Below are 24258 nucleotides of genomic sequence, written 5' to 3'. Positions count from 1 at the left end.
GGAGGCGCCCCAAAAAGGCGCCTTCGCCTTGAAAGGCACATGAGCGACACCGCGCACACTTTCACGGGCAGCATCGATAGCGGCACCACGCCTGCGCGCGTGCGTGACTATATCGACCTGCTGAAGCCGCGCGTGATGTCGCTGGTGGTTTTCACCGGCTGGATCGGCGTGTTGATTGCGCCGGTGCACGTCCATCCGTTCAAGACGGTGCTGGCGGTGCTTGCCATCGCGTTGGGTTCCGGCGCGGCCGGCGCCATCAACATGTGGTACGAGCGTGACCTCGATGCCCTGATGGCGCGCACGCGCAACCGCCCGCTGCCGGCGGGCCGCGTGGCCCCGGACGATGCGCTGGGCCTCGGCGTGCTGCTGTCGATCTTCTCCGTCCTGCTGATGGCGGTGTCGACGAACCTCGTGGCGGCTGCGCTGCTGGCCGCTGCCATCCTGTTCTATGTCTTCATCTACACGATCTGGCTGAAGCGCCGCACACCGCAGAACATCGTGATCGGCGGCGCCGCCGGTGCTTTCCCGCCGATGATCGGCTGGGCTGCCGCGACCGGCGACATCTCGGCCGTCGGCATCTCATTGTTCTTGCTGGTGTTCCTGTGGACGCCGCCGCATTTCTGGGCGCTCGCCCTCTATCGCAGCGAGGATTATCGTCGCGCCGGCGTGCCGATGCTGCCGGTGGTGGCGGGGCCTCGCGAGACCAAGCGCCAGATGGTGATCTACACGCTGCTGCTGCTCCCCGTGGCCCTGGCGCCGACGCTGCTCGGTGCGGTCGGCTTGGTCTATGGCACGGTGGCGCTGGCGCTGAGCCTGGGCTTCATCGGTCACGCCATCGCAGTGTGGCGCACCGCCGACGACGAAACCGCCTTCGGCGCGGCGCGCAAAATGTTCCGCTATTCGCTGATCTATCTGGCGACCTTGTTCGCGGCGCTGCCGGTCGATCTGGTCGTGAGCCGGATCGCGGGATGAGTGCGGCCATGGCACAGGACCGTCGCCCGGGCGATACCGACATGCACCGCCGCCAGCGCGGCAAGAACCTGTTCATCGCGGGTTTCCTGATCGTCCTCGCGGCGATGTTCTTTGCGCTCACGATCGTGCGCATGGGCGGATACGGATGAGCGACGCGAAAGCCGACATCGCCGCCAGGAACAAGAAGCTGGCGCGCCGACTGTTCCTAACGACGGCGGGCATGGGCGCCTTCGCCTACGCCTCGGCGCCGCTCTACGACCTGTTCTGCCGGACCACCGGCTTCGGCGGCACGCCGATCGTGGCGCAGCCAGGCGATCGCCCGATCCTCGACCGCACGGTCAACGTGCGCTTCGATTCCAACGTCGACACGGCGCTGCCCTGGAAGTTCCAGCCGCTGCAACGCGAAGTGAAGGTCCGCCTCGGCGAGGAGCATCTCGCCTATTACCGCGTGACCAACCTCTCGCAGCGCCCGGCCGTCGGCACCTCGACCTACAACGTCACCCCCGAACATGCCGGCGGGTGGTTCAACAAGCTCCAGTGCTTCTGCTTCACCGAGCAGTTGCTGCTGCCCGGGCAGTCCGTGGACATGCCCGTGGTATTCTTCGTCGATCCCGAGTTGGACAAGGATCGGCGCTACGACAACATCCGGACCATCACGCTCTCGTACACATTCTTCGAGGCGAAGACGGAACGGGCCAAGACCTTGCTCGGCAGCGTGGCCGGCAACGATATCGGAAAGGGTGGATGAACATGGCCGGCGGTACTCCCAAGCATCCCTATCATCTCGTCGATCCCAGCCCGTGGCCGGCGCTGGGCTCGCTCGCCGCCCTGATCCTGGCGTTCGGCTTCGCGCTCGCGCTGCATCCGGCGCTGTTCGGGTCCGGTGTCGAGAGCGTCATGAAGACGGTGCACTGGTGGGCGCTCGCGCCCGGCCTGCTGCTGGTCCTGGGCGTCATGTACTGGTGGTGGTCCGACGTCATCGCCGAGTCGCGTATTTTCCACACATCCGTCGTTCAGCTCGGCCTGCGCTACGGCATGATCCTGTTCATCGCCTCAGAAGTGCTGTTCTTCGCGGCCTTCTTCTGGGCGTTCTTCGATGCGGCGCTCTACCCCGGCGCGGCGAACATGCCGGTGCGTGCGGAAGCCACCGGCGGCATCTGGCCGCCGAAGGGCATCAGCATCATCGCGCCGTTCGACCTGCCGCTGATGAACACGCTGATCCTGCTGCTCTCGGGCACGACGGCGACCTGGGCGCATCACTCGATCATCGAGGGTAACCAGAAGGACGCCGTCCGCGGCCTGCTGTGCACCGTCGCCCTGGGCATGGTCTTCACCTGCATCCAGGCTTACGAGTACATGCACGCGCCGTTCACGTTCAGCCAGGACATCTACACGTCGACCTTCTTCATGGCGACGGGCTTCCACGGCTTCCACGTGCTGGTCGGCACGATCTTCCTCATCGTCTGCCTGATCCGCGCCTCCAAGGGCCAGTTCAAGCCCAAGCAGCATTTCGGCTTCGAGGCCGCTGCCTGGTACTGGCACTTCGTCGACGTGGTGTGGCTGTTCCTGTTCTTCTGCATTTACTGGTGGGGCGCGGGCAAGGCGCCGATCGCCCTGCACTGAGGCAGAAAGACCGACCATCTTGGAACCGCCGGGTGCTCCCCGGCGGTTCGTTTTTGAGGAGAGGGGCTTGTCCGACTGGCCGCGCCAATCGCCGTTCGACGTCGCCCTGCGCGGCGCCTGCCCGCGCTGCGGCAAGGGGCGGCTGTTCTCGGGCCTGCTGACGGTGGTAGACCGCTGCGCCTCGTGCGACCTCGACCTGCGCGGCAACGATGCCGGCGACGGACCCGCGGTCTTCGTCATCCTGGGACTGGGCGCCATCATCATGATGCTCGTCTTCTGGGTGGAGTTCCGGTTCGAGCCGCCGTGGTGGCTGCATGTGCTGATCTGGCTGCCGCTCACCTTCGCGCTGGCGGTTTGGATGCTGCGCTTCCTGAAGGCTCTGCTGGTCGCCCAGCAGTTCGTCCATCGCACGACCGAACTTGATGATTAGGCGAACTCGACGGTTGGAGGAGATACGATGATCCGGCTGCGGCCCGCTTTCTGGCCCACGCTCGTCTCGCTGCCGATCCTGGTGCTCTCGCTGGGTCTCGGCCTGTGGCAGATGGAGCGCCGCGAATGGAAACGCGACATCCTCGATCGCATCGCCACCAACCAGGCGGCGCCGGCAATGACGCTCGACCAGTTGCTGTCCGGCAATCCGCTGCGTCAGGAATATGGGCGCGTGAAGGTCACCGGCACCTTTGAGCACGGCCATGAATTCTTCCTCGCCGCACGCAGCCTGAAGAACAAGGTCGGCCTGCAGGTCATCGTGCCGTTCAAGACGGAAGATGGCCGCATCGTCCTGTTCGATCGCGGCTGGGTGCCGGACCGTGCCGCCGCGACCCAGGCCGCGGCGCAGCCGTCGGGCAAGATCGAACTGACCGGCATCGTGCGCCGCTCGCAGATCCGGGCGCGCTTCGCGCCGGAGAACGTGCCGGAGAAGAACGTCTGGTTTCAGGCCGATGTGCCGCTGATGCGCAAGATGGCGGGCGCGGCGCCGGATCCGAAGCTCGATACGTTCTTCCTCGAAGCCGACGCCACGCCCAATCCCGGCGGTGTGCCGGTCGGCGGCCAGACGCGGCTCGACATCCCCAACGACCATCTCCAGTACGCCATCACCTGGTTCCTGATCGCGATGGCGCTGGCCGGCGTCTATCTCGCCTATCACTGGGAGAACGGGCGGCTCGAGATCAACGGACGCGGGAAGGCCAAATGATCGCCAACGATCCCTATGCCGAGCTGGAGCGCCGCTTCGCACGGCTGAGTGCCGTCGGCCGCGCCTCGGCGATCCTGAACTGGGACCGCTCGACCATGATGCCGGACGGCGCCAGCGAGGATCGCGCCGACCAGCTCGCGGCACTGGGCGTCATCGCCCACGAGATCATCGCCGCGCCCGAGATGCCCGATCTCCTGTCACGCGCCGAGGAGGGCAGGGCCTCGCTCGATCCCTGGCAGGCCGCCAACCTGCGCGAGATGCGCCGCTCGTGGGTGCATGAAAGCGCTCTGCCGTCCGACCTGGTCGAGGCGCGCACGCGCTCCTGCTCGGCCTGTGAACTCGCCTGGCGCTCGGCCAAGAAGAATGCCGACTTCAAGTCGCTGCTGCCGACTCTCACCGAAGTCCTGAACATCATGCGCCGCGTCGGCGAGGCCAAGGCCGCCGCTCTCGGCACCTCGCTCTACGACGCGCTGCTCGACGAATTCGAGCCGGGCGGCCGTTCGGCGCGCATCGATATGCTGTTTGCCGAGCTGCGCGGGTTCCTGCCCGACCTGCTCGGCCGCGTGCTCGAACGCCAGAAGAGCCAACCCGAGCCGCTGCCGCTCGAAGGCCCGTTCCCGGTCGAGGCGCAGCGCCGGCTGGGCGAGGAGCTGATCCGCAAGATCGGCTTCGACTTCCATCACGGACGCCTTGACGTCTCCGCGCATCCCTTCACCGGCGGCACGTCGGACGATGTGCGCATCACCACGCGCTACGACGAGGCGGACTTCGCGCGCGCCCTGATGGGCGTGCTGCACGAGACCGGCCATGGCCTCTACGAAGCCGGCCTGCCCAAGGCGTGGCGCCGCCAGCCGGTCGGCAATGCGCGCGGCATGACCCTGCACGAGAGCCAGTCGCTCTTGATGGAGATGCAGGCCTGCCGCAGCGACGCCTTCGTGGCCTTCGCCGCTCCGCGCATGCGCGCGGCCTTCGGCAAGGACGGGCCGGCCTGGAGTGAAGCGAATATCCACCGCATCTACACGCGCGTGGCGCCGGGCTTCATCCGCGTCGATGCCGACGAGGTCACCTATCCGCTGCACATCATGCTGCGCTACCGGCTGGAGCGCGCGATGCTGGCGGGCGACCTGGCGCTGGCCGACCTGCCGGGCGCCTGGAACGACGGCATGCGCGAGCTTTTGGGCATCGTGCCGCCGGACGAATCGCTGGGCTGCCTGCAGGACATCCATTGGCCCGACGGTGGCTGGGGCTATTTCCCGACCTATACGCTGGGTGCGCTGGCGGCCGCCCAGCTCTTCGCCGCCGCGCGCCGTGCCAATCCGGGCCTGATGGACGCCATCGGCCGGGGCGATTTCGCCCCGCTGCTGGGCTGGTTGCGTGAGAATGTTCACGGAAAGGGTTCTGTCGCCACGACCGACGAGATCCTGACCGGGGCCACCGGCGCGCCGCTGGGCGCTGCCGCCTTCAAAGCTCATCTGGAAAGCCGTTACCTCTAGGGGTAAGAGGGACTCATGCTCGACCTCCGCCCCAACTGCGAATGCTGCGACAAGGACCTGCCCAACGGCGCGTCCGACGCCCTGATCTGCACTTTCGAGTGCACGTTCTGCGCGGACTGCGCGCGAACTCGGCTGGGCGGTCATTGCCCGAACTGCGGTGGCGATCTGGTCAAGCGTCCGACCCGCCCCGAGAAAGCGTTGGCCAAGTTCCCGGCCTCCACCAAGCGGGTCCGCAAGGATCATGAGGCTTGTCGGCAGGTCGCCTAGCCGGAGTTTCCTTTGCGTTACATCAGCACCCGCCACGGCTCGCAGGGCACGCCTGCGCCGCTTGGCTTCGAAGACATCATGCTTGCCGGCCTGGCCCGCGACGGCGGCCTGTACCTGCCGGCCGAATGGCCGCAATTCAGCACGGCCGAGATCGCGGCCCTGAAGGGCCTGAGCTACACCGAGCTCGCTTTCCGCATCATGCGGCCCTTCGTCGACGATACGTTCGACGAGGCGACCTTCCGCCGCCTGATCGGCGAGGCCTATGCCTCGTTCGAGACGCCCGAGGTCGCGCCGCTGAAGCCGCTCGGTGATTCAGGCCTGCACCTGCTCGAACTGTTCCACGGCCCGACGCTCGCCTTCAAGGACGTGGCACTGCAGCTCCTCGGCCGCATGCTCGACCAGACGCTGACGGCGCGCGGCCAGCACGCGACCATCGTCGGCGCCACCTCGGGCGACACCGGCTCGGCCGCGATCGAGGCGGTGCGCGATCGCAAGACCATCGACATCTTCATGCTGTTCCCCAAGGGCCGCGTGAGCGAGGTCCAGCGGCGGCAGATGACGACGGTGCTGGCGGCCAACGTCCACAACATCGCTGTCCAGGGCACGTTCGACGATTGCCAGGATCTCGCCAAGGCCTGCTTCAACGATCTCGAGTTCCGCGATCGCCACGCGCTGACGGCAGTGAACTCGATCAACTTCGCGCGCGTGATGGCGCAGATCGTCTATTACTTCTGGGCCGCACTTAAGCTCGGCGCGCCGGAACGTCCCGTGGCGTTCAGCGTGCCCAGCGGCAATTTCGGCAACGTCTATGCCGGCTACGCCGCCAAGCAGATGGGCCTGCCGATCTCGCACTTCGTGGTCGGCGCCAACAGCAACGACATCCTCGCACGCTTCTTCGAGAGCGGTACCATGACGACCTCCGAGGTCGTCCCGACCTTGAGTCCGAGCATGGACATCCAGATCTCGAGCAACTTCGAGCGCCTGCTGTTCGACCTCTACGACCGCGACGGCCGCGCGCTGGCCGAGGCCATGACCGACTTCCGCCGCACCGGCACGCTCAAGGTCGGCGACAACGTCCTGGCGGATGTGCGTGAGCTCTTCGATGCGGGACGGGTCGACGATGCGGGCACGCTCGCGGCCATGAAGGATTGCCTCGAGCGCTTCGGCGAGACGATCGATCCGCACACCGCCGTAGGCTATGCTCTGGCCCAGCAGCATCGCCGCGATGCCGCCATCCCGATGGTCGTGCTGTCGACCGCGCATCCCGCCAAGTTCCCCGACGCCGTCGAGAAGGCCACCGGCAAGCGGCCGCCGCTGCCGGCGCGCCTTGCCGACCTGCTGGAGCGCACCGAGCGCGCCGACGGTCTGCTGAACGACGCTGGCGCACTCAAGTCCATGATCGATGAACGCCGGGAAATGGCCGCCGCGCCCGCAACCAGAGGCAAGGTCCGCACGTGAGCAATGTGAAGGTTACGACGCTCGGCAACGGCCTGCGCGTCGCCGTCGACGCGATGCCCGAGGTCGAATCGGCCTCGCTCGGCATCTGGGTCGCCTGTGGCACGCGGCACGAGACCGCCGAACTGAACGGCATGGCCCACATGCTGGAGCACATGGCTTTCAAGGGCACGCGGACGCGCAGTGCACGCGCCATTGCCGAAGAGATCGAGAATGTCGGCGGCAGCCTGAACGCCTATACGGGGCGCGAGATCACCGCCTACCATGCCTCCGTCCTGAAGGAAGACGTGGCGCTCGGTGTCGAGATGGTCTCCGACATCCTGCGCAATTCGGTATTCGATCCCGACGAGCTGCAGCGCGAGCGCGGCGTCATCCTGCAGGAGATCGGCCAGGCACTCGACACGCCCGACGACATCATCTTCGATCAGTTCCAGGAGACCGCATTGCCGGGCCAGCCGCTTGGCCGGCCGGTGCTGGGCACCGCGACGTCGGTCGAGGCGATCGGTCGCGACGATCTCTTCGCCTATCTCGCGCGCCATTACACCGCCTCGAACATGGTCCTGTCGGCCGCGGGTCGCGTCGAATACGACCAGATCGTCGATCTCGCCGAGAAGCATTTCGGCTCGGTGCCGCGCACTCCGGCCAACGCGGAGCGGCCGGTGCCGCTCGCCTATGTCGGCGGCGACGGCCGCGAGCAGCGCGTGCTGGAGCAGGCCCATCTGGTGCTGGGCTGCGAGGGCATCGGCTATCGCGACCCCGACTACTTCGCGCTGGCTATTTACTCGACCCTGTTCGGCGGCGGCATGTCCTCGCGCCTGTTCCAGCGCATCCGCGAGGAGCGGGGCCTGGTTTACGGCATCCACTGCTTCAACACCGCCTATGCCGATGGCGGCCTGTTTGGCATCTATGCCGGCACCGGCGAGGACGATCTTGCCGAACTGGTGCCCGCGGTGTGCGAGGAATTCGTGAACGTGGCCGATACGCTGAACGAACAGGAACTCGTGCGTGCGCGCAACCAGATCAAGGCCGGCACGCTGATGGCGCTGGAATCGAGCGGTGCGCGCTGCGAGCAGGCGGCGCGCCACCTGATCGTCCACGGCCGCACGATCCCCTATGCCGAGATCGTGTCGCGCATCGAAGCGGTCGACCAGGATGCCGTGCGTCGCGTCGCGCGGCGCCTGCTGAAGGGCGAACTCACACTCGCCGCCCTGGGCCCGATCGACGGCCTCGAATCGCTCGACAAGATCGCGGCGCGTCTCGCCGCCTGATCGTCGAAAAGCGCTAGGCGGCCTTCGCCAGCGCGGGCTGCGCCGTGCGCGGGGGGACGCCGATGGAGGCGCGGTCGATGACGGCTTTGATCTCGGCGCTGCGGCGGACGAGGTTGTAGCGCAGGCCGGTGTAGAGGTTCATCGGGAATGGCATCGGCGCGTTGAAGTCGATGATCAGCACGACGCGCGTCTCGTCGGTCTGGTTCTTCACCCAGTGCTCGCGCGTGTCGTCGAACACCAGCGGCTCGCCTTCCTTCCAGAAGAAGTGGTGACCGCCGATCTCGATCCAGCACTTCTCGGGCTCCTTCGGCACGATCAGCGGATAGTGGAAGCGGATAATGCCAGCGGCGGAGCCCCGGTGCGGCTCGATCTCGGCGCGGCCGGCCAGGATGCTGAACAGCGCGGAGTGGACGCCCGGAATGCGGCCGATGGCTGCCATCGTGTCCGGCACCGCCGCGGCGTTCTCCGCCACGTCATGGCCCCACAGCTTCAGCAGGAAGGTGCGCCAGGCGCGGCCCGGCACGAAAAGGTCGCGCGGATGGACCTCGTGCAGGGCGGGGATCTCTTCGTGGTGGCTCAGCAGGTATTCGAGGTCGGCCTTGATCTTGGCGTGGCTCTTCTTCAGCTCGGCCAGGACCGGGAAGACCTTCATCGCGTCCTCGCCGCCCAGCGGCAGCTTCGGCATGTTCCGCAGGATCATGTCCGAGAGCTTGAGGTTGAAGTCTTCCAGCGGCTGCTGCGGCAGCCAGATGTGCTTGGTCAGATAGAATCTGCCCTTTTCGCCGACGCTGGGTTTGCTAGCCGATTCCATGACCGATGCCTCGAGGACTTTCCAGGAAGTGGATGTAGTACGCCCTTTTGGCCAAACGGCGGCGGCTCTTTGGGTCGCCAGGCGCGGCGGACAGTCTCAATTTCCTACGTCAAACCCCGGAAAACATGCAACAATTCCGGAGAACCACTAGTATAGCCCAAGATGTTCCGTTTTGCCGACGTCCCGTTGTCGCTGTCAGGGATGACCCGGATTGCCGGGAAACGCGTGTTTTTGCGCGCGCCCAGCATGGACGATTGGCCGGAATGGGCTGAATTGCGAGCCCGCAGCCGGGCATTCCTCACCCCGTGGGAGCCGACCTGGCCCGAGGATTCACTGGCACGGGACCATTTCCGCCGCCGCCTGCGCCAGCAGGCCAAGGAATGGCGGGCCGGGGAAGCCTACGGCCTGTTCGTCTTCACCAATGAAGGTCGCCGGCTGGTGGGCGGCATCAACCTCAGCAACGTCCGGCGTGGCGTCGCCCAGGCGGCCTCGGTCGGCTACTGGATGGGACAGCCCTATGCCGGCCAGGGCCTGATGACCGACGGTCTTCGCGCCGCCCTGCCGTTCGTGTTCGACGATCTCCGCCTGCACCGGCTCGAGGCAGCCTGCCTGCCGCACAACGAGCCCTCCAAGGGCGTCCTGACCAAGGTCGGCTTCCACGAGGAAGGGCTGGCGCGGCAGTATCTGCGGATCAACGGCCAGTGGGCCGACCATCTGCTGTTCGCGCTGCTGCGCGCGGACTACGACGCGCTGTTGCGGGCGCCACGGTAACGGGCGGAAGCCCCGACCCCAGGAGCGTTGCATGCGCAATCTCACACCGACCTCGATCACCCAGGCGTTCGCCGACTATGCGCGCAATGCGCCCTCGGACCGCGCCAGGACGCTGCTGACGTCGCTGGCCGGGCATCTCCACAGTTTCGTGCGCGACAACAAGGTGACGCAGGCGGAGTGGGGCGCCGCCATCGACGCGCTGACCCGCGCCACCAAGTTCACCGACGACAAGCGCAACGAATACATCCTGTTCTCCGACCTGCTCGGCGTGTCGTCCCTGGTCGACATGGTGAATGCCTCGAAGGCCGGCACGCCCTCGTCGGTCCTCGGGCCCTTCCACATCGAAGGCGCGCCTGAATTGCCCAATGGCGGCGACCTGTGGCGTGGCCAGGTCGGCGAGCCGCTGGTCGTGAGCGGTCGCGTGGTCGACGGGAAGGGCGTGCCGGCGAAGGGCACGGTGCTGGCGCTCTGGCAGAATGCCGGCAACGCGCTCTATGCCCAGCAGGACCCGGCGCAATCGCCGACCAACTATCACGCCCGCCTCGCCGTGGCCGACGACGGCACCTTCGCCTTCACCACCGTGCGGCCGGTTTCCTACAAGGTGCCGGATGACGGCCCGGCCGGCGACATGCTGCGCGTGCTGGGACGTGACGCGTGGCGGCCGGCCCATCTGCACATGATTATTCAGGCGCCAGGCCATGCGCCGCTGATCACCGAGTTCTTCCCGGAAGACGACGAGCATCTCGACGGCGATGCCGTGTTCGGCGTCCGTGCCGGCCTCGTCCTGCCCTTCGGTAAGGTGACGGACCGCGCCGCGCTGCCCGCCAACCTTGCGGCGCGTGACACGCTGCCCCTGCCGGTCTGGGCGACCCGGCTCGACCTGACCTTGCCGCCGGGTTGATGCTCGTCCGCGCCCGCGACGTCTCCAAGGTCTTCACGAGCGGTGTCCAGGCACTGGGCGCCGCATCGCTCGATGTTGAGGCCGGCGAATTCCTGAGCGTGCTGGGCCCCTCGGGCTGCGGAAAGTCGACGCTTCTCCGTCTGATCGCGGGCCTCGCGGAGCCGAGCGCGGGCACGATCGAATGGCCGCAGGGCCGGCCCGATATCGGCTTCGTCTTCCAGGAGCCCACACTGATGCCGTGGACGACGGCACTGGCCAACGTCGCGCTGCCGCTCAAGCTGCGCGGCGAGGCGCGGTCCGAGCGCGAGGCGCGCGCCGCCGAGGCGCTTGCCGGCGTCGGCCTCCAGGGTTTCGAGAGGAGCTATCCGCGAGAACTGTCGGGCGGCATGAAGATGCGCGTGTCGATCGCGCGGGCGTTGGTCACGGCGCCCAAGCTTCTGCTGATGGACGAGCCGTTCGCCGCCCTCGACGAGATCACGCGGCGCAAGCTCAACACTGACCTGCTGGAACTGTGGCAGCGCACGCGCTTCACCGCGGTGTTCGTGACGCACTCGGTGTTCGAATCGGTGTTCCTGTCGCAGCGCATCGCCGTGATGAGTGCGCATCCCGGTCGCGTCCGCTCCGAACTCGCCATTCCGGCGCCTTATCCGCGCACCGAAGCCTTCGGCACCTCCGCCGACTATGCAGCACTCTGCCGCCTGGTTTCTGCGCAACTCTCGGAAGCGATGGCGGCATCATGAGCGCTCGCATCGTGGCGCCGATCCTGATGGGCATCGTCATGCTCGCGGCGTGGGAAATCCTCGTCCGCGCGATGGCGATCGAGCCCTACATCCTGCCCGGCCCGATCGTGGTGGCGACGACGCTGGTGAGCGACTGGTCGACGCTGTGGCCCGCGCTGGTCGTCACCTTGCGCGTCACCGTGCTGGCGCTGGCGGCCGCGGTCGTGGTTGGGGTGCTGCTGGCGGTGCTGTTCTCGCTGTCGCGTTGGGTCGAGCTGTCGCTTTTTCCCTATGCCATCATTCTCCAGGTGACGCCGATCGTGGCCATTGCGCCGCTGATCATCGCCTGGGTCGACAACGTCAACGTCTCGCTGCTGATCTGCGCGTGGCTGGTGGCTTTCTTCCCGATTCTCTCGAACACGGTGCTGGGATTGCGGTCGGTCGACCGCAACCTGCTCGATCTGTTCGAGCTGTACGAGGCGGGCCGCTGGCGCACGCTGGTCACGCTGCGCCTGCCGGCGGCCTTGCCGTATTTCCTGGGAGGGCTCCGCATTTCAGGCGGGTTGGCACTGATCGGCGCCGTCGTGGCTGAGTTCGTCGCGGGTTCGGGCGGGCGGGAGTCGGGGCTGGCCTACCGCATTCTCGAATCGGGCTATCAGCTCAAGATCCCGCGCATGTTCGCGGCCTTGGTGCTCATCTCGCTGGCTGGCATCGCGATCTACCTTCTCCTGTCGCTGCTGTCGTACCTGCTGCTGCGCCGCTGGCACGAAAGCGCGCTCTCCGAGGACTGACCTCTAGGCCCGCCGGGTGCGCGGCGCAGTGCTGATGGACAGCCAGCTCCGGTCGAAAAGGTCGATCAGCGCGCGGTAGATGGCGGCCGGCGCCTGGTCGACGCCGTCACTCTTTCCGAAGAGGAACCTGGCCATGAGCCGGTCCACGGCGGCGGTGTCCTCGATGGGCAGGCCGATCGCGGTCAGGTCGGCCGCAATGGAGCCTTGCGCCGGCAGATAGGCCTCCATCGACCGCAGCCGCGGGCTGGGCGAGGGCAGTCTCACCATGACGACGCGCGTGACGGAGGGCTGGGCGTCCGGGCCGATCAGCGGCGTGCCCACCATGAAGCCGCCCAGCACGCTCGCGGGCGGTGAGGGCGCGAAGAGGCAGAAGCTCAGGAGCTGGGCTGATCCCGTGGGATCGCGCACTTCGAGGCGCAGGTCGTTCGTGCTGAGCGCTGCGGTGCCGTCGAGCGCCATCGGTCCGGTCGGCAGCGCCTCGACATAGCGCGCGGTCATTCGCTGCGTCGCGTTCGTCGAGGCGATCGAGAGTTCGCCGCGCACCAACCGGCCGCGGAAATAGGGCGACCAGGAATGGGAATAGCAGGCATAGGTGCCATCGAGTGCCAGCCCGGGCGCTTGCCGGGCCGCCGGGGCGGCGGACTCCTCGGCCAGGCGTCGAAGCTCGGCCGGGTCGCGATGATGACGGGCGCAAATCTCCTGGAGGAATTCGTCGGCCTCGCAGTCGGCGACCCAGCGGCCTGGGCGGGAGAGGTCGAGTACCTTCGCCCAATCGTCGTAGATCGAGAGTTCGCGCGGCCGCGCCCGGCCCTGCAGCCACTTGTCGGCCCGTCCGACATCGAACGATGTGTTGACGTTGACGGTGCGGAACGCCGCCGCGAGATCCTTGCGCGTGACCGTGCCCAACAGGGAAGCGGTTAGCCGCAGCTTCCGGTCTATGTCTCGCGCCACGCTACGCTCCCGACGCCACGCACCGTGGAAGACCCACGAATTCCACGGCATACAACCTTGGGAATAGCCGATTTCCGCAGTGTTGCGCACCGCAATTTGCATCGGGACCGGCTCGCCTTCAGCGCATCGCCGCCCGGCCCAGGAAGAACGATGCCGTCGCAACGCCCGCGGCCAGCAGGAGGTAGCCTGCTTCGTAGGCATTCGTGATCGCCAGAACGGTGCGGAACAGGAGCGGCGAGAGCAGCGCGCCGCAGAATACGAAGAGCTGCGTGGCGCCGGTGAACTCGGCGGCCCGTCCCGGCGGCGCCCGCGAGGCGCTTTCGGCGATGAACACGCCGTTCCAGCCGACCGCCGTGCCGCCCAGGATCGTGCAGACGATGTAGACGGCGGTTGTCGGCCAGGCCGGCGTCGAGAAGGACATCGTCGTCGCGGCGATCGCGATGATGGCGCCGATGCCGGCCAGCACCGCCGAGGGCCGGCGCAGCAGGTCGGCCAGCGCCCCCCAGAAGATGCGGCCGAAGGCGCCTGCAACCGTCGCGGCTGACAGAAGCGCGCCCGCCAGCACGTAGGACATCTGCAGGCCGTCGACCGCGTAGACGACGGTGAAATTCACGACGATCGCCTGCGTGGCCGAGAACAGCATGCCGATGAAGCACATCGGCCTCAGGATCGGATCGCGCCAGGCGAGCTGCAGCGGTTCAAATATTTCGGCCAGCGTCGGCAGGCGTGCCTTGCCGCCGATGCGCTCGTCGTCATAGAGACCGCGCAGCGGTTGGATGGCGATCGCCGCCGCGATCGAGAGGATGGCGACGGCGGCCGCGGCCCAGCGCCAGCCGAAATCGAGGGCCAGGGTCGGCAGCACCGCGCCGCAGATCGCGAAGCCCAGCGGCACGCCGCTCTGCTTCAGCGAGAAGGTTACGTTAGCGAGGCGCGGCGGCGAGACACGCGCCAGGATATGCGAGCTGGCGATGGTGAGTGGGCCCGAGCCCAGTCCGACGATGAAGGCCGAGAGCGCGGCCATCGCCACGCCGCCGGTGGCGAAGACGAAGGAGCCGAGCGCGGCAATGGTGAGCCCGGTCTGAATGAAGCGGATCGGTCCCAGCCGGCGGGTGATCGTGCCGCCGCCCACGGTCGAGATCATCGCCGCGAGATAGACGATCGACACATAATAGGCGATGTCCGCCGCGGCGATGCCGAACTCCGCTGCGGCGGCAGGCGCCAGCACCGAGGCCTGGTTGAACACCATCGTCGAGACGACCTGGACGAGGGTCAGTGAAACGAGGGCGATGAGATAGCGGCGGAGATCGGTCGGGGCGGCGGACATTGCGCCGGGACTATAGCGACCTACTTCAAACCCGCGAGGAAACTCTCGAGCAAGGGAGACCAGACGGAACTGCCGTTGGCCGCACTGGCGAGGCCGTGGCCATCGCGGCCATTGGGTCCGACGGGTGTGTACGTCGCCTTGCCGCCGGCTCCGTCGTACGCCTCGGCCATTCGCTTGGCGAGAGAGGGCTCGAAGAAGCTGTCGTTCTCGGCGTAGATCCAGAGCATCGGCACCCGGGCAGTCGCGCCGTATTTCGCGGCCGCATCGACCAGCGATCTCGGCGCGCAATTGCCCATGCCGCCGCCTTTCAGCTGCTGATGGCCGCCACGGCCGCCGGCGAAACTGATCATGCCCACCACGCCGGCCGGATTGCGGCTCGACAGTGCGACCGTCGCCCAGCCGCCGGCAGACTGCCCGACCACGATCGTGCGGTCGGGAGCGACATAGGGCTGGGTGCGCATGAAGTCGATGGTGGACTGTATGTCAGCGGCGCCCTGCAGACCGGCATTGAAATAGTCGGCGAGGTCGCACGAGCCGTAGCCTTCGGCCCAGTTGCCGCCGGTCTCGCCATAGCCACGGCGCAGCGGCAGGACGACGACATAGCCGCGCGACAGGAACCACGACGACAGGGCCGAATAACGAGGCCGGTCCATTTTGGGGCGCTGCGAGCCGTCGGCCGGCGATCCGTGGTTGATGACCACCAGCGGATGACGCGCCTCGCCGGGCGGGCGCATCACGGTGGCCACCAGCGTCGATCCACTGGGTCCGGGCACGCGAACGACCTGCTCGCGTTCCTGGGCAGCCAGGGGCCCCGCACACAGCAGGAAGAAGAGCAGTGCGAGGGAGCCGAGGCGCATGGAAGGTCTCCTAACGACCGCTGCGGCGTGCGGGCTTGCCACGTCCGCCCGAACCGGTGCGAACGCCGCGGAAGACGCGGGAATGCTGCATCTTGCCGAGATGGACGCCGACATTGGCGCTGGCGGCTTGGCCTGGCAGTTCCAGCTCGTGCGCCTCGAGGCGGCGGATCTCGTCACGCAGGCGGCCGGCCTCCTCGAATTCGAGATCGGCGGCAGCGGCGCGCATGCGCTTCTCGAGCTCCGCGATGTGGGTGCGCAGATTGTGCCCGACCAGATGGACGTCGCCCGACACGCCGGTATCGACCGTGTAGTGGTCGCGCTCGGCGGTCGACTGCAGGATTTCGGCGATGTTGCGCTTCACCGAGGCGGGCGTGATGCCGTGCTTCTCGTTGTAGGCGGTCTGCTTGGCGCGACGGCGGTCGGTCTCGGCCATCGCGTACTTGATCGAGTCCGTCATCTTGTCGGCATAGAGGATGACGCGGCCCTCGACGTTGCGTGCGGCGCGGCCGATCGTCTGCACCAGCGAGGTCGGCGAGCGCAGGAAGCCTTCCTTGTCGGCATCGAGGATGGCGACCAGCGCGCATTCGGGAATGTCGAGGCCCTCGCGCAGCAGGTTGATGCCGACCAGCACGTCGAAGGCGCCGAGCCGCAGGTCGCGGATGATCTCGATGCGCTCCAGGGTGTCGATGTCGGAATGCAGGTAGCGGCAGCGGATGCCGGACTCGTGCATGTACTCAACGAGATCCTCGGCCATGCGCTTGGTCAGAACGGTGACCAGCACGCGCTGACCCTTCTTCGCGCAGTCCTTGCACTCGGCAATCAGGTCGTCGACCTGCTTCTCCACCGGCCTGATCAAGACGGTCGGATCGATCAGCCCGGTCGGACGGATGACCTGCTCGATGAAGGTGCCGTGGGTGCGCTCCATCTCCCAGTCGCCGGGCGTCGCGCTGACATAGGTCGTCTGCGGGCGCAGCGCCTCCCATTCCTCGAACTTCAGCGGCCGGTTGTCGATCGCGGAGGGCAGGCGGAAGCCGAACTCGGCCAGCACGCTCTTGCGGTTGAAGTCGCCGCGGAACATGCCGCCGATCTGCGGCACCGTGACGTGGCTCTCGTCGCAGATCAGCAGCGAATTCTCGGGGAAGTATTCGAACAGGGTGGGCGGCGGCTCACCCGGCTTGCGGCCGGTGAGATAGCGCGAATAGTTTTCGATGCCGGCGCACGAGCCGGTGGTTTCCAGCATCTCGATGTCGAACAGCGTGCGCTGTTCGAGGCGCTGTGCTTCGAGCAGGCGGCCGGCGCGATTGAATTCTTCCAGGCGCTGCTTGAGGTCGGCTTTTATCTGGTCGATCGCCTTCTGCATCGTCGGCTTCGGCGTGACGTAGTGGCTGTTGGCATAGACGATGATGTCGGATAGCGAGATCGTCTTGTCGCCGGTCAGCGGATCGAACTCGGTGATCGATTCGATCTCATCGCCAAACATCTCGAAGCGCCACGCCTTGTCTTCGTAGTGGGCCGGGAACAGGTCGATCGTGTCGCCGCGCACGCGGAAGGTGCCGCGCTGGAACGCATTGTCGTTGCGCTTGTACTGCTGCTCGACGAAGCGGCGGAGCAGGGAGGTGCGGTCGATCTTCTGGCCCTTGTGCAGGCGGAAGGTCATCGCCTGGTAGTTCTCGAGCGGACCGATACCGTAGATGCAGGAGACCGACGCCACGATGATCACGTCGTCGCGCTCCATCAGCGCACGCGTCGCGGAGTGGCGCATGCGGTCGATCTGCTCGTTGATCGACGAATCCTTCTCGATGAAGGTGTCGGTGCGCGGCACGTAGGCTTCGGGCTGGTAGTAGTCGTAATACGACACGAAGTATTCGACGGCGTTGTCGGGAAAGAAGCCCTTCATCTCGCTGTAGAGCTGCGCGGCCAACGTCTTGTTGGGCGCCATCACCAGCGCCGGCCGACCCTGGCTCGCGATGACGTTGGCCATGGTGAAGGTCTTGCCTGAGCCCGTGACGCCCAGCAGCACCTGGTCGCGCTCGCCGCCTTCGACCCCGGCGATGAGCTGCTTGATCGCTTCCGGCTGGTCGCCGGCCGGCGTGTAGTCCGACACCAGCTTGAAGGGCTTGGACGAGATGCCTTCGAGTTCCGGCCGCCGCTGGATGTACGGCATGTGGAGCGGGACGGCCGAAACCGCGAGATTCTTTGAGGGCATGGCCTCCATTATATGATGCTCGCATGCCGGTCCGGCAATGCTAGCGTCCGGCCCCCGATGCCCGACCTGTTGACCGTTCCGTTCCTGATTTCTGCTGTCGTTGCCTGCATTGCAGGCATGGTGCGCGGTTTCGCCGGTTTTGGCGCCGCGATGCTGATGACGCCAATATTTTCAGCGCTTTACGGGCCGGCGGTCGGTGTCGCGCTCTGCCTCCTGCTGGAAATTGCCGTGGCGCTACCTCTGGTTCCACGGGTCCTGCCGCTGGTCGACTGGCGGCGCATCGGCCTGCTGCTGCTGGCGGCGGCCGTCGGGGTGCCGTTCGGTACCCATACGCTGACCCTCGTCGAGCCCGAGCCGATGCGGTGGGGGATCTCGCTCATCGTGCTGAGTGCCGTTCTGCTGCTGGCGAGCGGTTGGCGCTTTTCCGGCAAGCCCAACACCCTGGCGACCCTGACGGCCGGCGGAATCAGTGGCTTCCTGAACGGGCTGTCGGGCATGGCCGGACCGCCGATCGCTTTCTATTATCTCGCGGGCAGCGACCCGGCGGCGAAGGTGCGAGCCAATCTCACCACCTATTTCGTGTTCGTCGATCTGCTGGCCCTGACATCGTTCGCGTCACGCGACCTGATCGGCTGGAGCACGGGCGTGCAGGGCCTGTTCCTGGCGCCGGCCGTCATGCTGGGCGGCGTCCTTGGCGAGCGCCTGTTTCCGCTGGCCAGCGAGAGCTTCTATCGTCGCCTTGCGTTGGTCCTTCTGGTCTGCGTCGCGATCGGCTCCTTGGTGGTATAAGGCTCGGCATGAGGATCTGGGACAGGATCGTGGAAGGCATGAACGGCCTCGGCATTGCCGAGCTGCTCGGCCTGTCCTCGCCGCCGGCCGACGATGGCGGTCATCCCGGCCTGCGTCAGATCGGCTTCACGATCGGCGTTATCGCGCTCGGCGCCAAGATGGCGCGGGTCGATGGCGAGGTGTCGGAGTCCGAGAGGGCGGCGTTCCGCGACTTCTTCCAGGTGCCGCCGGGCGAGGAGGCGAACGTCGAGCGTTTCTTCGACCTGGCCAAGCGCGACGCCGGTGGGTTCGAGACCTACGCCCGCCAGGTGGCCGCATTGTTTCCCGATGCGCCTGAGATCCTCGAGAACGTCATCGAAGGCCTGTTCAGCATCGCGCAGGCCGACGGCAAGATCGACGCTGCCGAAGCCGACTATCTCGTGAAAGTCGCGAGTATCTTCGGCCTGCCGAGTTCGCGCTTCGAGCGTGCGAAGGCCGCAGCACTTGGCGTGATGGAATGCGAGCCCTGCGTCGTGCTGGGCATCGATCCGCTGGCGACCGACGAGCAGATCCGCGAAGCCTGGCTGCGGCAGGTTCGCGCCAACCATCCCGACAGGCTGATGGCGCAGGGCCTGCCGGAAGAGGCGATCGCGGTGGCCAATCGCAAGCTCGCTTTGATCAACGATGCCTATGACCGGCTGCGCAGGCAGCGCGGTCTCGTGCCAGTGGCCTGAGCGCGTGAAGTTCGTCGACCTGCCGTCGCCCAATCATGCACCGAGGCCCGAGGGCACGAGCGTCGACATCCTCGTCCTGCACTACACCGAACTTCCGCTGCAGGAGTCGCTCGACATCCTGCGTGACGGCACACGCGAGCATCGCGTCAGTTCCCACTATGTGTTGGACCTCGACGGCACGGCCTATCGTCTCGTGCCGGAGGATCGCACCGCCTGGCATGCCGGCAAATCGTGGTGGCGCGGCCGCGAGACCTTGAACGGCACGTCGATCGGCATCGAGATCGTGAACCTGCACGGCGATCGCCATGATTATCCGGCGCAGCAGGTCGAGGCGCTCATCGAACTGTGCCGCGAGATCCTCGCGCGCCATCCCGCGATCGAGCCGCGCAACGTTGTCGGCCATTCCGACATCGCCCCGCAGCGCAAGATCGATCCGGGTCGCCGCTTCCCGTGGAAGACGCTGGCGGGGCAGGGGATCGGTCTCTGGCCGAAGGCCGGTACGCGTCCGCTCGATGGCGACTTCCACAAGGCGCTGCAGCGGTTTGGCTACGCACCGCCGCTCGCGGTGCCGCCCAAGGAGATCGTGAAGGCGTTCCAGCGCCATTACCGGCCGGCGCAGGTCGACGGCATGATCGACCCCGAGACGCGCTCCCTGCTGGCCGGTCTGCTTGACCCGCTGGGGCGAGCGGCCTAGTCAGGCGCCGGGTCAGACGGCTGGATGGCTGCACTCGGACGGGCAACCGTGTGGGTGAGGAAAGTCCGGGCTCCACGGAGACACGGTGCCGGATAACGTCCGGCGGGGGCGACCCCAGGGAAAGTGCCACAGAAAACAGACCGCCTGCCTGGTTCGCCAGGCCGGTAAGGGTGAAACGGTGGAGTAAGAGCCCACCGCGCGACCGGCAACGGAAGCGGCATGGCAAACCCCACCGGGAGCAAGACCAAATAGGGGCGACACGCCGGGCAACCGGCAGCGGTGTTTCCGCGACGTCGCCCGGGTCGGTCGCGCGAGGCGCTCGGTAACGGGCGTCCCAGAGGAATGGCCATCCATCGCTGCCCTCGGGCAGTGAGGACAGAACCCGGCTTACAGGCCGTCTGACCCTTTTCATTCCGCAACACGAGTCGCTTCTACAACCCCTTGCGTTTGCATGGTGCAAGCGCACAATAGATGTTGTGTCTAAGCCTTTCAGATTCCTTGTGGATTCTTGGCTTTGATAATTGCATCCCGGGGTTTCCCATGGTATCCCATTGTATCCCGTGTAACAGACGACGCAGGGGCGTGGGGCACCTGCAGCGGGTCTAGAGGGGAGATGGGCCGTGGCATTCCGGTCCGAGATCCTGATCAAGCTGGACAAGAAAGGCCGGGTTCTGTTGCCCGCCGCTTTTCGCGACGAGCTGCCTGCGGACGATCGCGGCGCGTTCGTGCTCTATCACTCCCCCACGATTCCCGGTTTGGTGAACGGCAACTCGCGCGCGGGCTTCGACGCGATGCTGGATCGCCTGCGCGCCGAAGCGCTCGGCCCGAAGGGTTCGCTGAAGGTCGCCCTCGATGACGAGGCGTTCGATCCGGCGGGTTATCTGTCGGCCGGCGCCCGCACCGTTTCGCTGGAACCCGATGGCCGCTTCACGATGCCGGCCGAATTCACCCAAACGCTCGATGCGACCGACGGCGTCATGCTGGTCGGCAAGGTCGAGAAGTTCCAGCTCTGGAATCCCGCCCGCTGGCAGGCGCGTCGCGATGCCGAGCGCGAGAAGATGGCGGCGTTCGTGCGTAACCTGAGTGGAGGCGACGCATGAGCGGCGCTCGCCACATTCCGGTGATGGCGCGTGAAGTCGTCGACGCATTGCAGCCGCGCGACGGCGGCCGCTATCTCGATGGCACGTTCGGTGCCGGCGGCTACACGACCGCGATGCTCGATCGCGCCGACTGCCAGGTGATCGCCATCGATCGCGATCCTGACGCCATTGCCGCAGGCCAGGCGTTGGCCGAGCGCTATGCACCGCGCCTTCGTCTGATCGAAGGCCGCTTTGGCGACATGGCCGAGCTTCTGTCCGCCGAGGGCGTTGAAGACGTCGACGGCGTGACGCTCGATCTTGGCGTCTCGTCGATGCAGTTCGACCAGGCCGATCGCGGCTTCTCCTTCCGCGCCTCCGGTCCGCTCGACATGCGCATGGAGAAGAACGGCCAGTCGGCCGCCGATCTCGTGAACGGCGCCGACGAAACCGAACTCGCCGACATCATCTGGCGCTACGGCGAGGAGCGTCGCAGCCGTCGCGTCGCGCGCAGCATCGTCGAGACGCGCCGCGCCAAGCGTATAGAGACCACCGGCGAGCTGGCCGAGATCGTGCGTCGCGCGGTCGGCCCGCAGGGCAGGGACGAAAGCGATCCCGCCACGCGCACCTTCCAGGCGCTGCGCATCGCCGTGAACGACGAGTTGGGCGAGCTCGAGCGCGGTCTTGCCGCTGCCGAGCAGGTGCTGGCGCCGGGCGGCCGATTCGCGATCGTGTCGTTCCATTCGCTGGAAGACCGCGCCGTGAAGGAATTCGTGCGGGCCCGCGCCGGTCGCACGCCCGGCCCGTCGCGCCATGCGCCGCCGAGCGCGGGCGAACGGACCGCGACCCTGCGCGATCTCTCGCGCAAGCCTGTGCTTCCCTCCGACGAGGAAGTCGCGGGCAATCCGCGCGCCCGTTCGGCCCGCCTGCGTGTCGCAGAGAAGCTCGGAGTCGGAGGTGGCGCATGATCCACCGCGGACTCCTGTTCTGGTCGGTCGTCGCCGTCGCCACGGCGGTGGGCCTGTTCACCGTGAAGTACAAGGTGCAGGACCTCGAGGAGCGTATCGACCGCACCAACCAGAAGATCATCGAGAGCCAGCAGGCCACGCACATCCTGCGGGTCGAATGGGCTCACCTGAACGAATCCGAGCGCATCGAAGTGCTCGCGCAGAAGCATCTCAAACTCGAGTCGGCCTCCATCAAGCAGGTCGTCCGACTGGAGCAACTCAAACCCGAATCTGTCCCCCCGCGACGCGATCCACCACTCCCTTCCCCCCCACGAACGGGCAACGACGTCCCCTCGTCGACTTTGCCCGGTGGTGGACGCGTCGCAGCGGAGGCCGGCAGCCCCTCGCCGGCCTCCGCACCCCTTTCCAAGCGTACCTCCGGACCCACGACGCCCCCTCGACCGGCCCAGATACAAGAGCCGGCAACATCGGGTCCGGTTGGCGACGGCCAGAGCGCGGCTGTCTCCATCGATGACATCCTCTCGCGAAAAGAAGAGGGTTCACGGTGAGACTGTGGCGCAAGTCTGCCTCGCCCGAACCGGCCGCCGCGGCAAACGCGGCGGCCGGCGCGCGTTACGGCTCGCCCCAGGATCGCCTGAAGGGTGACGCCCAGGAGACGGCCCGCCAGCGGCTGGTGATCGCCTCGGTGATCTTCGGCCTGGCGTTCACCGCCGTCGGCCTTCGCATGGGCTACGTGTCGCTGCTGCGCGACGGCGCCGAGCCGACGCAGCGCGTCGCGGCCCGCGGCGGCTCGATCCAGTCCGAGCGCGCCGACATCGTGGACCGCAACGGCGCCGTGCTGGCGACGTCGGTTCCGGTGATGTCGGCCTTCGTCAATCCGCACCTGCTGATCGATCCGCAGGAAGCGGCGCGCAAGATCGTGACGGCGCTGCCGGACCTCAAGTACGACGACGTCCGCGAGAAGCTGGAAGGCGACCGCACCTTCGTCTGGATCAAGCGCGGCCTCAGCCCGCGCGAGCACGATCTCGTCAATCGCCTTGGCATCCCGGGCCTCGAGTTCCAGGCCGAGGAGCGGCGCATCTATCCGCAGGGCACCGCGGCGGCGCACATCCTGGGCTATGCCAGCGTCGACAATGCGGGCCTGGCCGGCACGGAGCGCTTCTTCGACCAGCAGCTCCAGAGTGGCGAGACCCTGCAGCTCTCCATCGACCTGCGCCTGCAGCGCATGGTCGAGCGCGAGCTTGCGCGCGCGGTCCAGAAGTTCTCGGCGATCGGCGCCACCGCGATCGTCATGGACGTGACCAATGGCGAGGTCCTCGCCATGGCGTCGCTGCCCACTTACAACCCCAACAGCACCCGCACGCTGACCAACGAGGCGCTGTTCAATCGCGCGACCCTCGGAGTCTACGAGCAAGGCTCGACCTTCAAGATCTTCAACACGGCGATGGTGCTGGACTCGGGCAAGGCCTCGATGACCAGCGTGTTCGACGCCACGTCGCCGATCAAGATCGACCGTTTCACGATCAACGACGACCACGCCCAGCGTCGGCCGCTGTCGATTCCGGAAATCTTCAAGTTCTCGTCGAACATCGGTTCGGCCAAGATGGCGGTCGACGTGATGGGCCCGGAGGGCCAGCGCGCCTTCTTCGACAAGATCGGCTTCCTGAAGCCCGTCTCGACGCAACTGCCGGAAGTCGCCTCGCCGCTGTGGCCGCGGCACTGGATGAAGATCAACACCATGACCATCGCGTTCGGTCACGGTATTTCGGTGACACCGCTGCATCTCGCGATGGGCTCGGCGGCGATGGTCAACGGCGGCATCCTCTATCAGCCCTCGCTGGTGAAGCGCACCGCCGCCAGCGACAAGGGCCGCCGCGTCATTCAGGCCAAAACCTCGGTCAATGTGCGCCAGTTGCTGCGCCTGAACGTCGTCGAGGGCACGGGCAAGAACGCCAACGTCGCGGGCTACGAGGTCGGCGGCAAGACCGGAACGGCCGAGAAGCCGGGCCGTGGCGGCTATCGCCAGAAGTCGCTGATCAGCTCGTTCGTCGGCATGTTTCCGATGAACGATCCGAAGTTCGTCGTCATCGTCTCGCTCGACGAGCCGAAGGGCCTGCCGGAGACCGGCGGCTACGCGACGGCCGGCTGGGTCGCCGCACCGTCGGTCAAGGTCATCATCGAACAGATCGTGTCGCTCTACGGCATCCTGCCGGGCGACCTGAAGGAAGGGCTGCCGCCGATCGAGATCGCCTCGACGCCGGTGCCGGCTCCCGTCGTGCCGTCGCAGGTCGTTCCCGCGAGCGTGCGTCGCTCGCCCGGCGATCATCGCAAGGCCCTGCCGGTTCGTCCGGCTCCCGGTCAGACGGCGGCTGCCCCCGGTCCGGGAGTGCGCCGCGTTGCGTCTGAGTGAGCTC

General features: G+C 66.8%; 26 protein-coding genes and 1 other RNA gene. 22 read left to right on the top strand and 5 right to left on the bottom strand.

Annotated features, from left to right (window positions below; genetic code table 11):
• Positions 1 to 39: 39 nt before the first annotated feature.
• The 10 genes from AC1RP5_RS17250 (at position 40) to AC1RP5_RS17205 (ending at position 8273) form a co-directional block, all read left to right on the top strand.
• On the top strand, positions 40 to 972 hold the full coding sequence (locus tag AC1RP5_RS17250; protein ID WP_493112508.1) for a heme o synthase: 933 nt from the start codon (positions 40 to 42) through the stop codon (positions 970 to 972).
• A gap of 8 nt (positions 973 to 980) precedes the next feature.
• Positions 981 to 1121, top strand: coding sequence for a cytochrome c oxidase system small membrane protein (locus AC1RP5_RS17245; RefSeq protein ID WP_493112506.1), 141 nt, complete (start codon positions 981 to 983; stop codon positions 1119 to 1121).
• Complete coding sequence (locus tag AC1RP5_RS17240) at positions 1118 to 1720, top strand: cytochrome c oxidase assembly protein (RefSeq protein ID WP_493112504.1); 603 nt, start codon at positions 1118 to 1120, stop codon at positions 1718 to 1720. The genes AC1RP5_RS17245 and AC1RP5_RS17240 overlap by 4 nt, the downstream gene beginning before the upstream one ends.
• 2 nt (positions 1721 to 1722) lie before the next feature.
• Positions 1723 to 2595 carry a cytochrome c oxidase subunit 3 gene (locus AC1RP5_RS17235; RefSeq protein ID WP_493112503.1) on the top strand — a complete coding sequence of 291 codons (873 nt, stop codon included), beginning with the start codon at positions 1723 to 1725 and terminating at the stop codon, positions 2593 to 2595.
• Positions 2596 to 2662: 67 nt separating this feature from the next.
• Positions 2663 to 3025: a DUF983 domain-containing protein gene (locus AC1RP5_RS17230; protein ID WP_493112502.1), complete on the top strand. Its 363-nt coding sequence runs from the start codon at positions 2663 to 2665 to the stop codon at positions 3023 to 3025.
• A 27-nt stretch (positions 3026 to 3052) separates the two neighbouring features.
• Positions 3053 to 3790, top strand: coding sequence for an SURF1 family protein (locus tag AC1RP5_RS17225; RefSeq protein ID WP_493112501.1), 738 nt, complete (start codon positions 3053 to 3055; stop codon positions 3788 to 3790).
• Positions 3787 to 5283 carry a carboxypeptidase M32 gene (locus AC1RP5_RS17220; RefSeq protein ID WP_493112499.1) on the top strand — a complete coding sequence of 499 codons (1497 nt, stop codon included), beginning with the start codon at positions 3787 to 3789 and terminating at the stop codon, positions 5281 to 5283. The genes AC1RP5_RS17225 and AC1RP5_RS17220 overlap by 4 nt, the downstream gene beginning before the upstream one ends.
• 15 nt (positions 5284 to 5298) lie before the next feature.
• Positions 5299 to 5550: a DUF1272 domain-containing protein gene (locus tag AC1RP5_RS17215; protein ID WP_216964385.1), complete on the top strand. Its 252-nt coding sequence runs from the start codon at positions 5299 to 5301 to the stop codon at positions 5548 to 5550.
• Positions 5551 to 5562: 12 nt separating this feature from the next.
• On the top strand, positions 5563 to 7008 hold the full coding sequence (gene thrC / locus AC1RP5_RS17210) for a threonine synthase (RefSeq protein WP_493112498.1): 1446 nt from the start codon (positions 5563 to 5565) through the stop codon (positions 7006 to 7008).
• Positions 7005 to 8273 (top strand): M16 family metallopeptidase, encoded by a 1269-nt coding sequence (locus AC1RP5_RS17205; RefSeq protein WP_493112496.1) that lies wholly within the window; start codon positions 7005 to 7007, stop codon positions 8271 to 8273. The genes thrC and AC1RP5_RS17205 overlap by 4 nt, the downstream gene beginning before the upstream one ends.
• Positions 8274 to 8286: 13 nt before the next feature.
• Here AC1RP5_RS17205 and AC1RP5_RS17200 read toward each other — a convergent pair whose 3' ends face one another.
• The gene (locus tag AC1RP5_RS17200; protein WP_493112494.1) at positions 8287 to 9084 is read right to left on the bottom strand and encodes an aspartyl/asparaginyl beta-hydroxylase domain-containing protein; all 798 of its coding nucleotides are present in this window, start codon (positions 9082 to 9084) and stop codon (positions 8287 to 8289) included.
• Between the two features lie 162 nt (positions 9085 to 9246).
• Here AC1RP5_RS17200 and AC1RP5_RS17195 point away from each other — a divergent pair, with 162 nt between their 5' ends.
• Genes AC1RP5_RS17195 through AC1RP5_RS17180 form a run of 4 tightly spaced genes read left to right on the top strand, consistent with a single transcriptional unit; the run spans position 9247 to position 12266 of the window.
• Positions 9247 to 9855, top strand: coding sequence for a GNAT family N-acetyltransferase (locus tag AC1RP5_RS17195; RefSeq protein WP_493112492.1), 609 nt, complete (start codon positions 9247 to 9249; stop codon positions 9853 to 9855).
• A gap of 31 nt (positions 9856 to 9886) precedes the next feature.
• On the top strand, positions 9887 to 10756 hold the full coding sequence (locus AC1RP5_RS17190; RefSeq protein WP_493112491.1) for a dioxygenase family protein: 870 nt from the start codon (positions 9887 to 9889) through the stop codon (positions 10754 to 10756).
• Positions 10756 to 11496 (top strand): ABC transporter ATP-binding protein, encoded by a 741-nt coding sequence (locus tag AC1RP5_RS17185; protein ID WP_493112490.1) that lies wholly within the window; start codon positions 10756 to 10758, stop codon positions 11494 to 11496. Before AC1RP5_RS17190 ends, AC1RP5_RS17185 begins: the two co-directional genes overlap by 1 nt.
• On the top strand, positions 11493 to 12266 hold the full coding sequence (locus AC1RP5_RS17180) for an ABC transporter permease (protein WP_493112488.1): 774 nt from the start codon (positions 11493 to 11495) through the stop codon (positions 12264 to 12266). The genes AC1RP5_RS17185 and AC1RP5_RS17180 overlap by 4 nt, the downstream gene beginning before the upstream one ends.
• 3 nt (positions 12267 to 12269) lie before the next feature.
• On the opposite strand, the gene AC1RP5_RS17175 is transcribed toward AC1RP5_RS17180, so the two are convergent.
• The 4 genes from AC1RP5_RS17175 to uvrB form a co-directional block, all read right to left on the bottom strand.
• Entirely contained in the window at positions 12270 to 13217 is a 948-nt protein-coding gene (locus AC1RP5_RS17175; protein WP_493112486.1) for a hypothetical protein, read from the bottom strand.
• Between the two features lie 118 nt (positions 13218 to 13335).
• Positions 13336 to 14541, bottom strand: a complete 1206-nt coding sequence (locus tag AC1RP5_RS17170; protein ID WP_493112485.1) for an MFS transporter — start codon at positions 14539 to 14541, stop codon at positions 13336 to 13338.
• Positions 14542 to 14561: 20 nt separating this feature from the next.
• Positions 14562 to 15398, bottom strand: coding sequence for an alpha/beta hydrolase family protein (locus AC1RP5_RS17165; RefSeq protein WP_493112483.1), 837 nt, complete (start codon positions 15396 to 15398; stop codon positions 14562 to 14564).
• 10 nt (positions 15399 to 15408) lie between these two features.
• Entirely contained in the window at positions 15409 to 17604 is a 2196-nt protein-coding gene (gene uvrB, locus AC1RP5_RS17160) for an excinuclease ABC subunit UvrB (RefSeq protein ID WP_493112481.1), read from the bottom strand.
• Between the two features lie 57 nt (positions 17605 to 17661).
• On the opposite strand from uvrB, the gene AC1RP5_RS17155 reads away from it, so the two are divergent.
• The 8 genes from AC1RP5_RS17155 (at position 17662) to AC1RP5_RS17120 (ending at position 24254) form a co-directional block, all read left to right on the top strand.
• Positions 17662 to 18393 (top strand): sulfite exporter TauE/SafE family protein, encoded by a 732-nt coding sequence (locus AC1RP5_RS17155; RefSeq protein WP_493112479.1) that lies wholly within the window; start codon positions 17662 to 17664, stop codon positions 18391 to 18393.
• Between the two features lie 8 nt (positions 18394 to 18401).
• Positions 18402 to 19106: a TerB family tellurite resistance protein gene (locus AC1RP5_RS17150; RefSeq protein ID WP_493112477.1), complete on the top strand. Its 705-nt coding sequence runs from the start codon at positions 18402 to 18404 to the stop codon at positions 19104 to 19106.
• On the top strand, positions 19063 to 19800 hold the full coding sequence (locus AC1RP5_RS17145) for an N-acetylmuramoyl-L-alanine amidase (protein ID WP_493112475.1): 738 nt from the start codon (positions 19063 to 19065) through the stop codon (positions 19798 to 19800). The genes AC1RP5_RS17150 and AC1RP5_RS17145 overlap by 44 nt, the downstream gene beginning before the upstream one ends.
• A 12-nt stretch (positions 19801 to 19812) precedes the next feature.
• Positions 19813 to 20206, top strand: an RNA gene (rnpB, locus tag AC1RP5_RS17140) — RNase P RNA component class A.
• Positions 20207 to 20420: 214 nt separating this feature from the next.
• A complete protein-coding gene (locus AC1RP5_RS17135) occupies positions 20421 to 20900 on the top strand; it encodes a division/cell wall cluster transcriptional repressor MraZ (RefSeq protein WP_493112473.1) in 480 nt (159 codons plus the stop codon).
• Complete coding sequence (rsmH, locus tag AC1RP5_RS17130; protein WP_493112471.1) at positions 20897 to 21844, top strand: 16S rRNA (cytosine(1402)-N(4))-methyltransferase RsmH; 948 nt, start codon at positions 20897 to 20899, stop codon at positions 21842 to 21844. The genes AC1RP5_RS17135 and rsmH overlap by 4 nt, the downstream gene beginning before the upstream one ends.
• Complete coding sequence (gene ftsL, locus AC1RP5_RS17125; protein WP_493112469.1) at positions 21841 to 22392, top strand: cell division protein FtsL; 552 nt, start codon at positions 21841 to 21843, stop codon at positions 22390 to 22392. The genes rsmH and ftsL overlap by 4 nt, the downstream gene beginning before the upstream one ends.
• On the top strand, positions 22389 to 24254 hold the full coding sequence (locus AC1RP5_RS17120; protein ID WP_493112468.1) for a peptidoglycan D,D-transpeptidase FtsI family protein: 1866 nt from the start codon (positions 22389 to 22391) through the stop codon (positions 24252 to 24254). Before ftsL ends, AC1RP5_RS17120 begins: the two co-directional genes overlap by 4 nt.
• Positions 24255 to 24258 lie beyond the last annotated feature (4 nt).

Source organism: Reyranella sp. GW821-FHT12G01 (assembly GCF_058806575.1).
The sequence above is the reverse complement of the archived record's forward strand: the minus strand, read 5'-3'. Positions and strand labels throughout refer to the sequence as shown.

Bases quoted from the DNA above. Each gene is read 5' to 3' on its own strand.
- AC1RP5_RS17250 (WP_493112508.1), top strand. From the start codon at position 40: ATGAGCGACACCGCGCACACTTTCACGGGCAGCATCGATAGCGGCACC.
- AC1RP5_RS17245 (WP_493112506.1), top strand. From the start codon at position 981: ATGGCACAGGACCGTCGCCCGGGCGATACCGACATGCACCGCCGCCAG.
- AC1RP5_RS17240 (WP_493112504.1), top strand. From the start codon at position 1,118: ATGAGCGACGCGAAAGCCGACATCGCCGCCAGGAACAAGAAGCTGGCG.
- AC1RP5_RS17235 (WP_493112503.1), top strand. From the start codon at position 1,723: ATGGCCGGCGGTACTCCCAAGCATCCCTATCATCTCGTCGATCCCAGC.
- AC1RP5_RS17225 (WP_493112501.1), top strand. From the start codon at position 3,053: ATGATCCGGCTGCGGCCCGCTTTCTGGCCCACGCTCGTCTCGCTGCCG.
- AC1RP5_RS17220 (WP_493112499.1), top strand. From the start codon at position 3,787: ATGATCGCCAACGATCCCTATGCCGAGCTGGAGCGCCGCTTCGCACGG.
- AC1RP5_RS17215 (WP_216964385.1), top strand. From the start codon at position 5,299: ATGCTCGACCTCCGCCCCAACTGCGAATGCTGCGACAAGGACCTGCCC.
- AC1RP5_RS17200 (WP_493112494.1), bottom strand. From the start codon at position 9,084: ATGGAATCGGCTAGCAAACCCAGCGTCGGCGAAAAGGGCAGATTCTAT.
- AC1RP5_RS17195 (WP_493112492.1), top strand. From the start codon at position 9,247: ATGTTCCGTTTTGCCGACGTCCCGTTGTCGCTGTCAGGGATGACCCGG.
- AC1RP5_RS17190 (WP_493112491.1), top strand. From the start codon at position 9,887: ATGCGCAATCTCACACCGACCTCGATCACCCAGGCGTTCGCCGACTAT.
- AC1RP5_RS17185 (WP_493112490.1), top strand. From the start codon at position 10,756: ATGCTCGTCCGCGCCCGCGACGTCTCCAAGGTCTTCACGAGCGGTGTC.
- AC1RP5_RS17180 (WP_493112488.1), top strand. From the start codon at position 11,493: ATGAGCGCTCGCATCGTGGCGCCGATCCTGATGGGCATCGTCATGCTC.
- AC1RP5_RS17170 (WP_493112485.1), bottom strand. From the start codon at position 14,541: ATGTCCGCCGCCCCGACCGATCTCCGCCGCTATCTCATCGCCCTCGTT.
- AC1RP5_RS17165 (WP_493112483.1), bottom strand. From the start codon at position 15,398: ATGCGCCTCGGCTCCCTCGCACTGCTCTTCTTCCTGCTGTGTGCGGGG.
- uvrB (WP_493112481.1), bottom strand. From the start codon at position 17,604: ATGCCCTCAAAGAATCTCGCGGTTTCGGCCGTCCCGCTCCACATGCCG.
- AC1RP5_RS17155 (WP_493112479.1), top strand. From the start codon at position 17,662: ATGCCCGACCTGTTGACCGTTCCGTTCCTGATTTCTGCTGTCGTTGCC.
- AC1RP5_RS17150 (WP_493112477.1), top strand. From the start codon at position 18,402: ATGAGGATCTGGGACAGGATCGTGGAAGGCATGAACGGCCTCGGCATT.
- AC1RP5_RS17145 (WP_493112475.1), top strand. From the start codon at position 19,063: ATGACCGGCTGCGCAGGCAGCGCGGTCTCGTGCCAGTGGCCTGAGCGC.
- rsmH (WP_493112471.1), top strand. From the start codon at position 20,897: ATGAGCGGCGCTCGCCACATTCCGGTGATGGCGCGTGAAGTCGTCGAC.
- ftsL (WP_493112469.1), top strand. From the start codon at position 21,841: ATGATCCACCGCGGACTCCTGTTCTGGTCGGTCGTCGCCGTCGCCACG.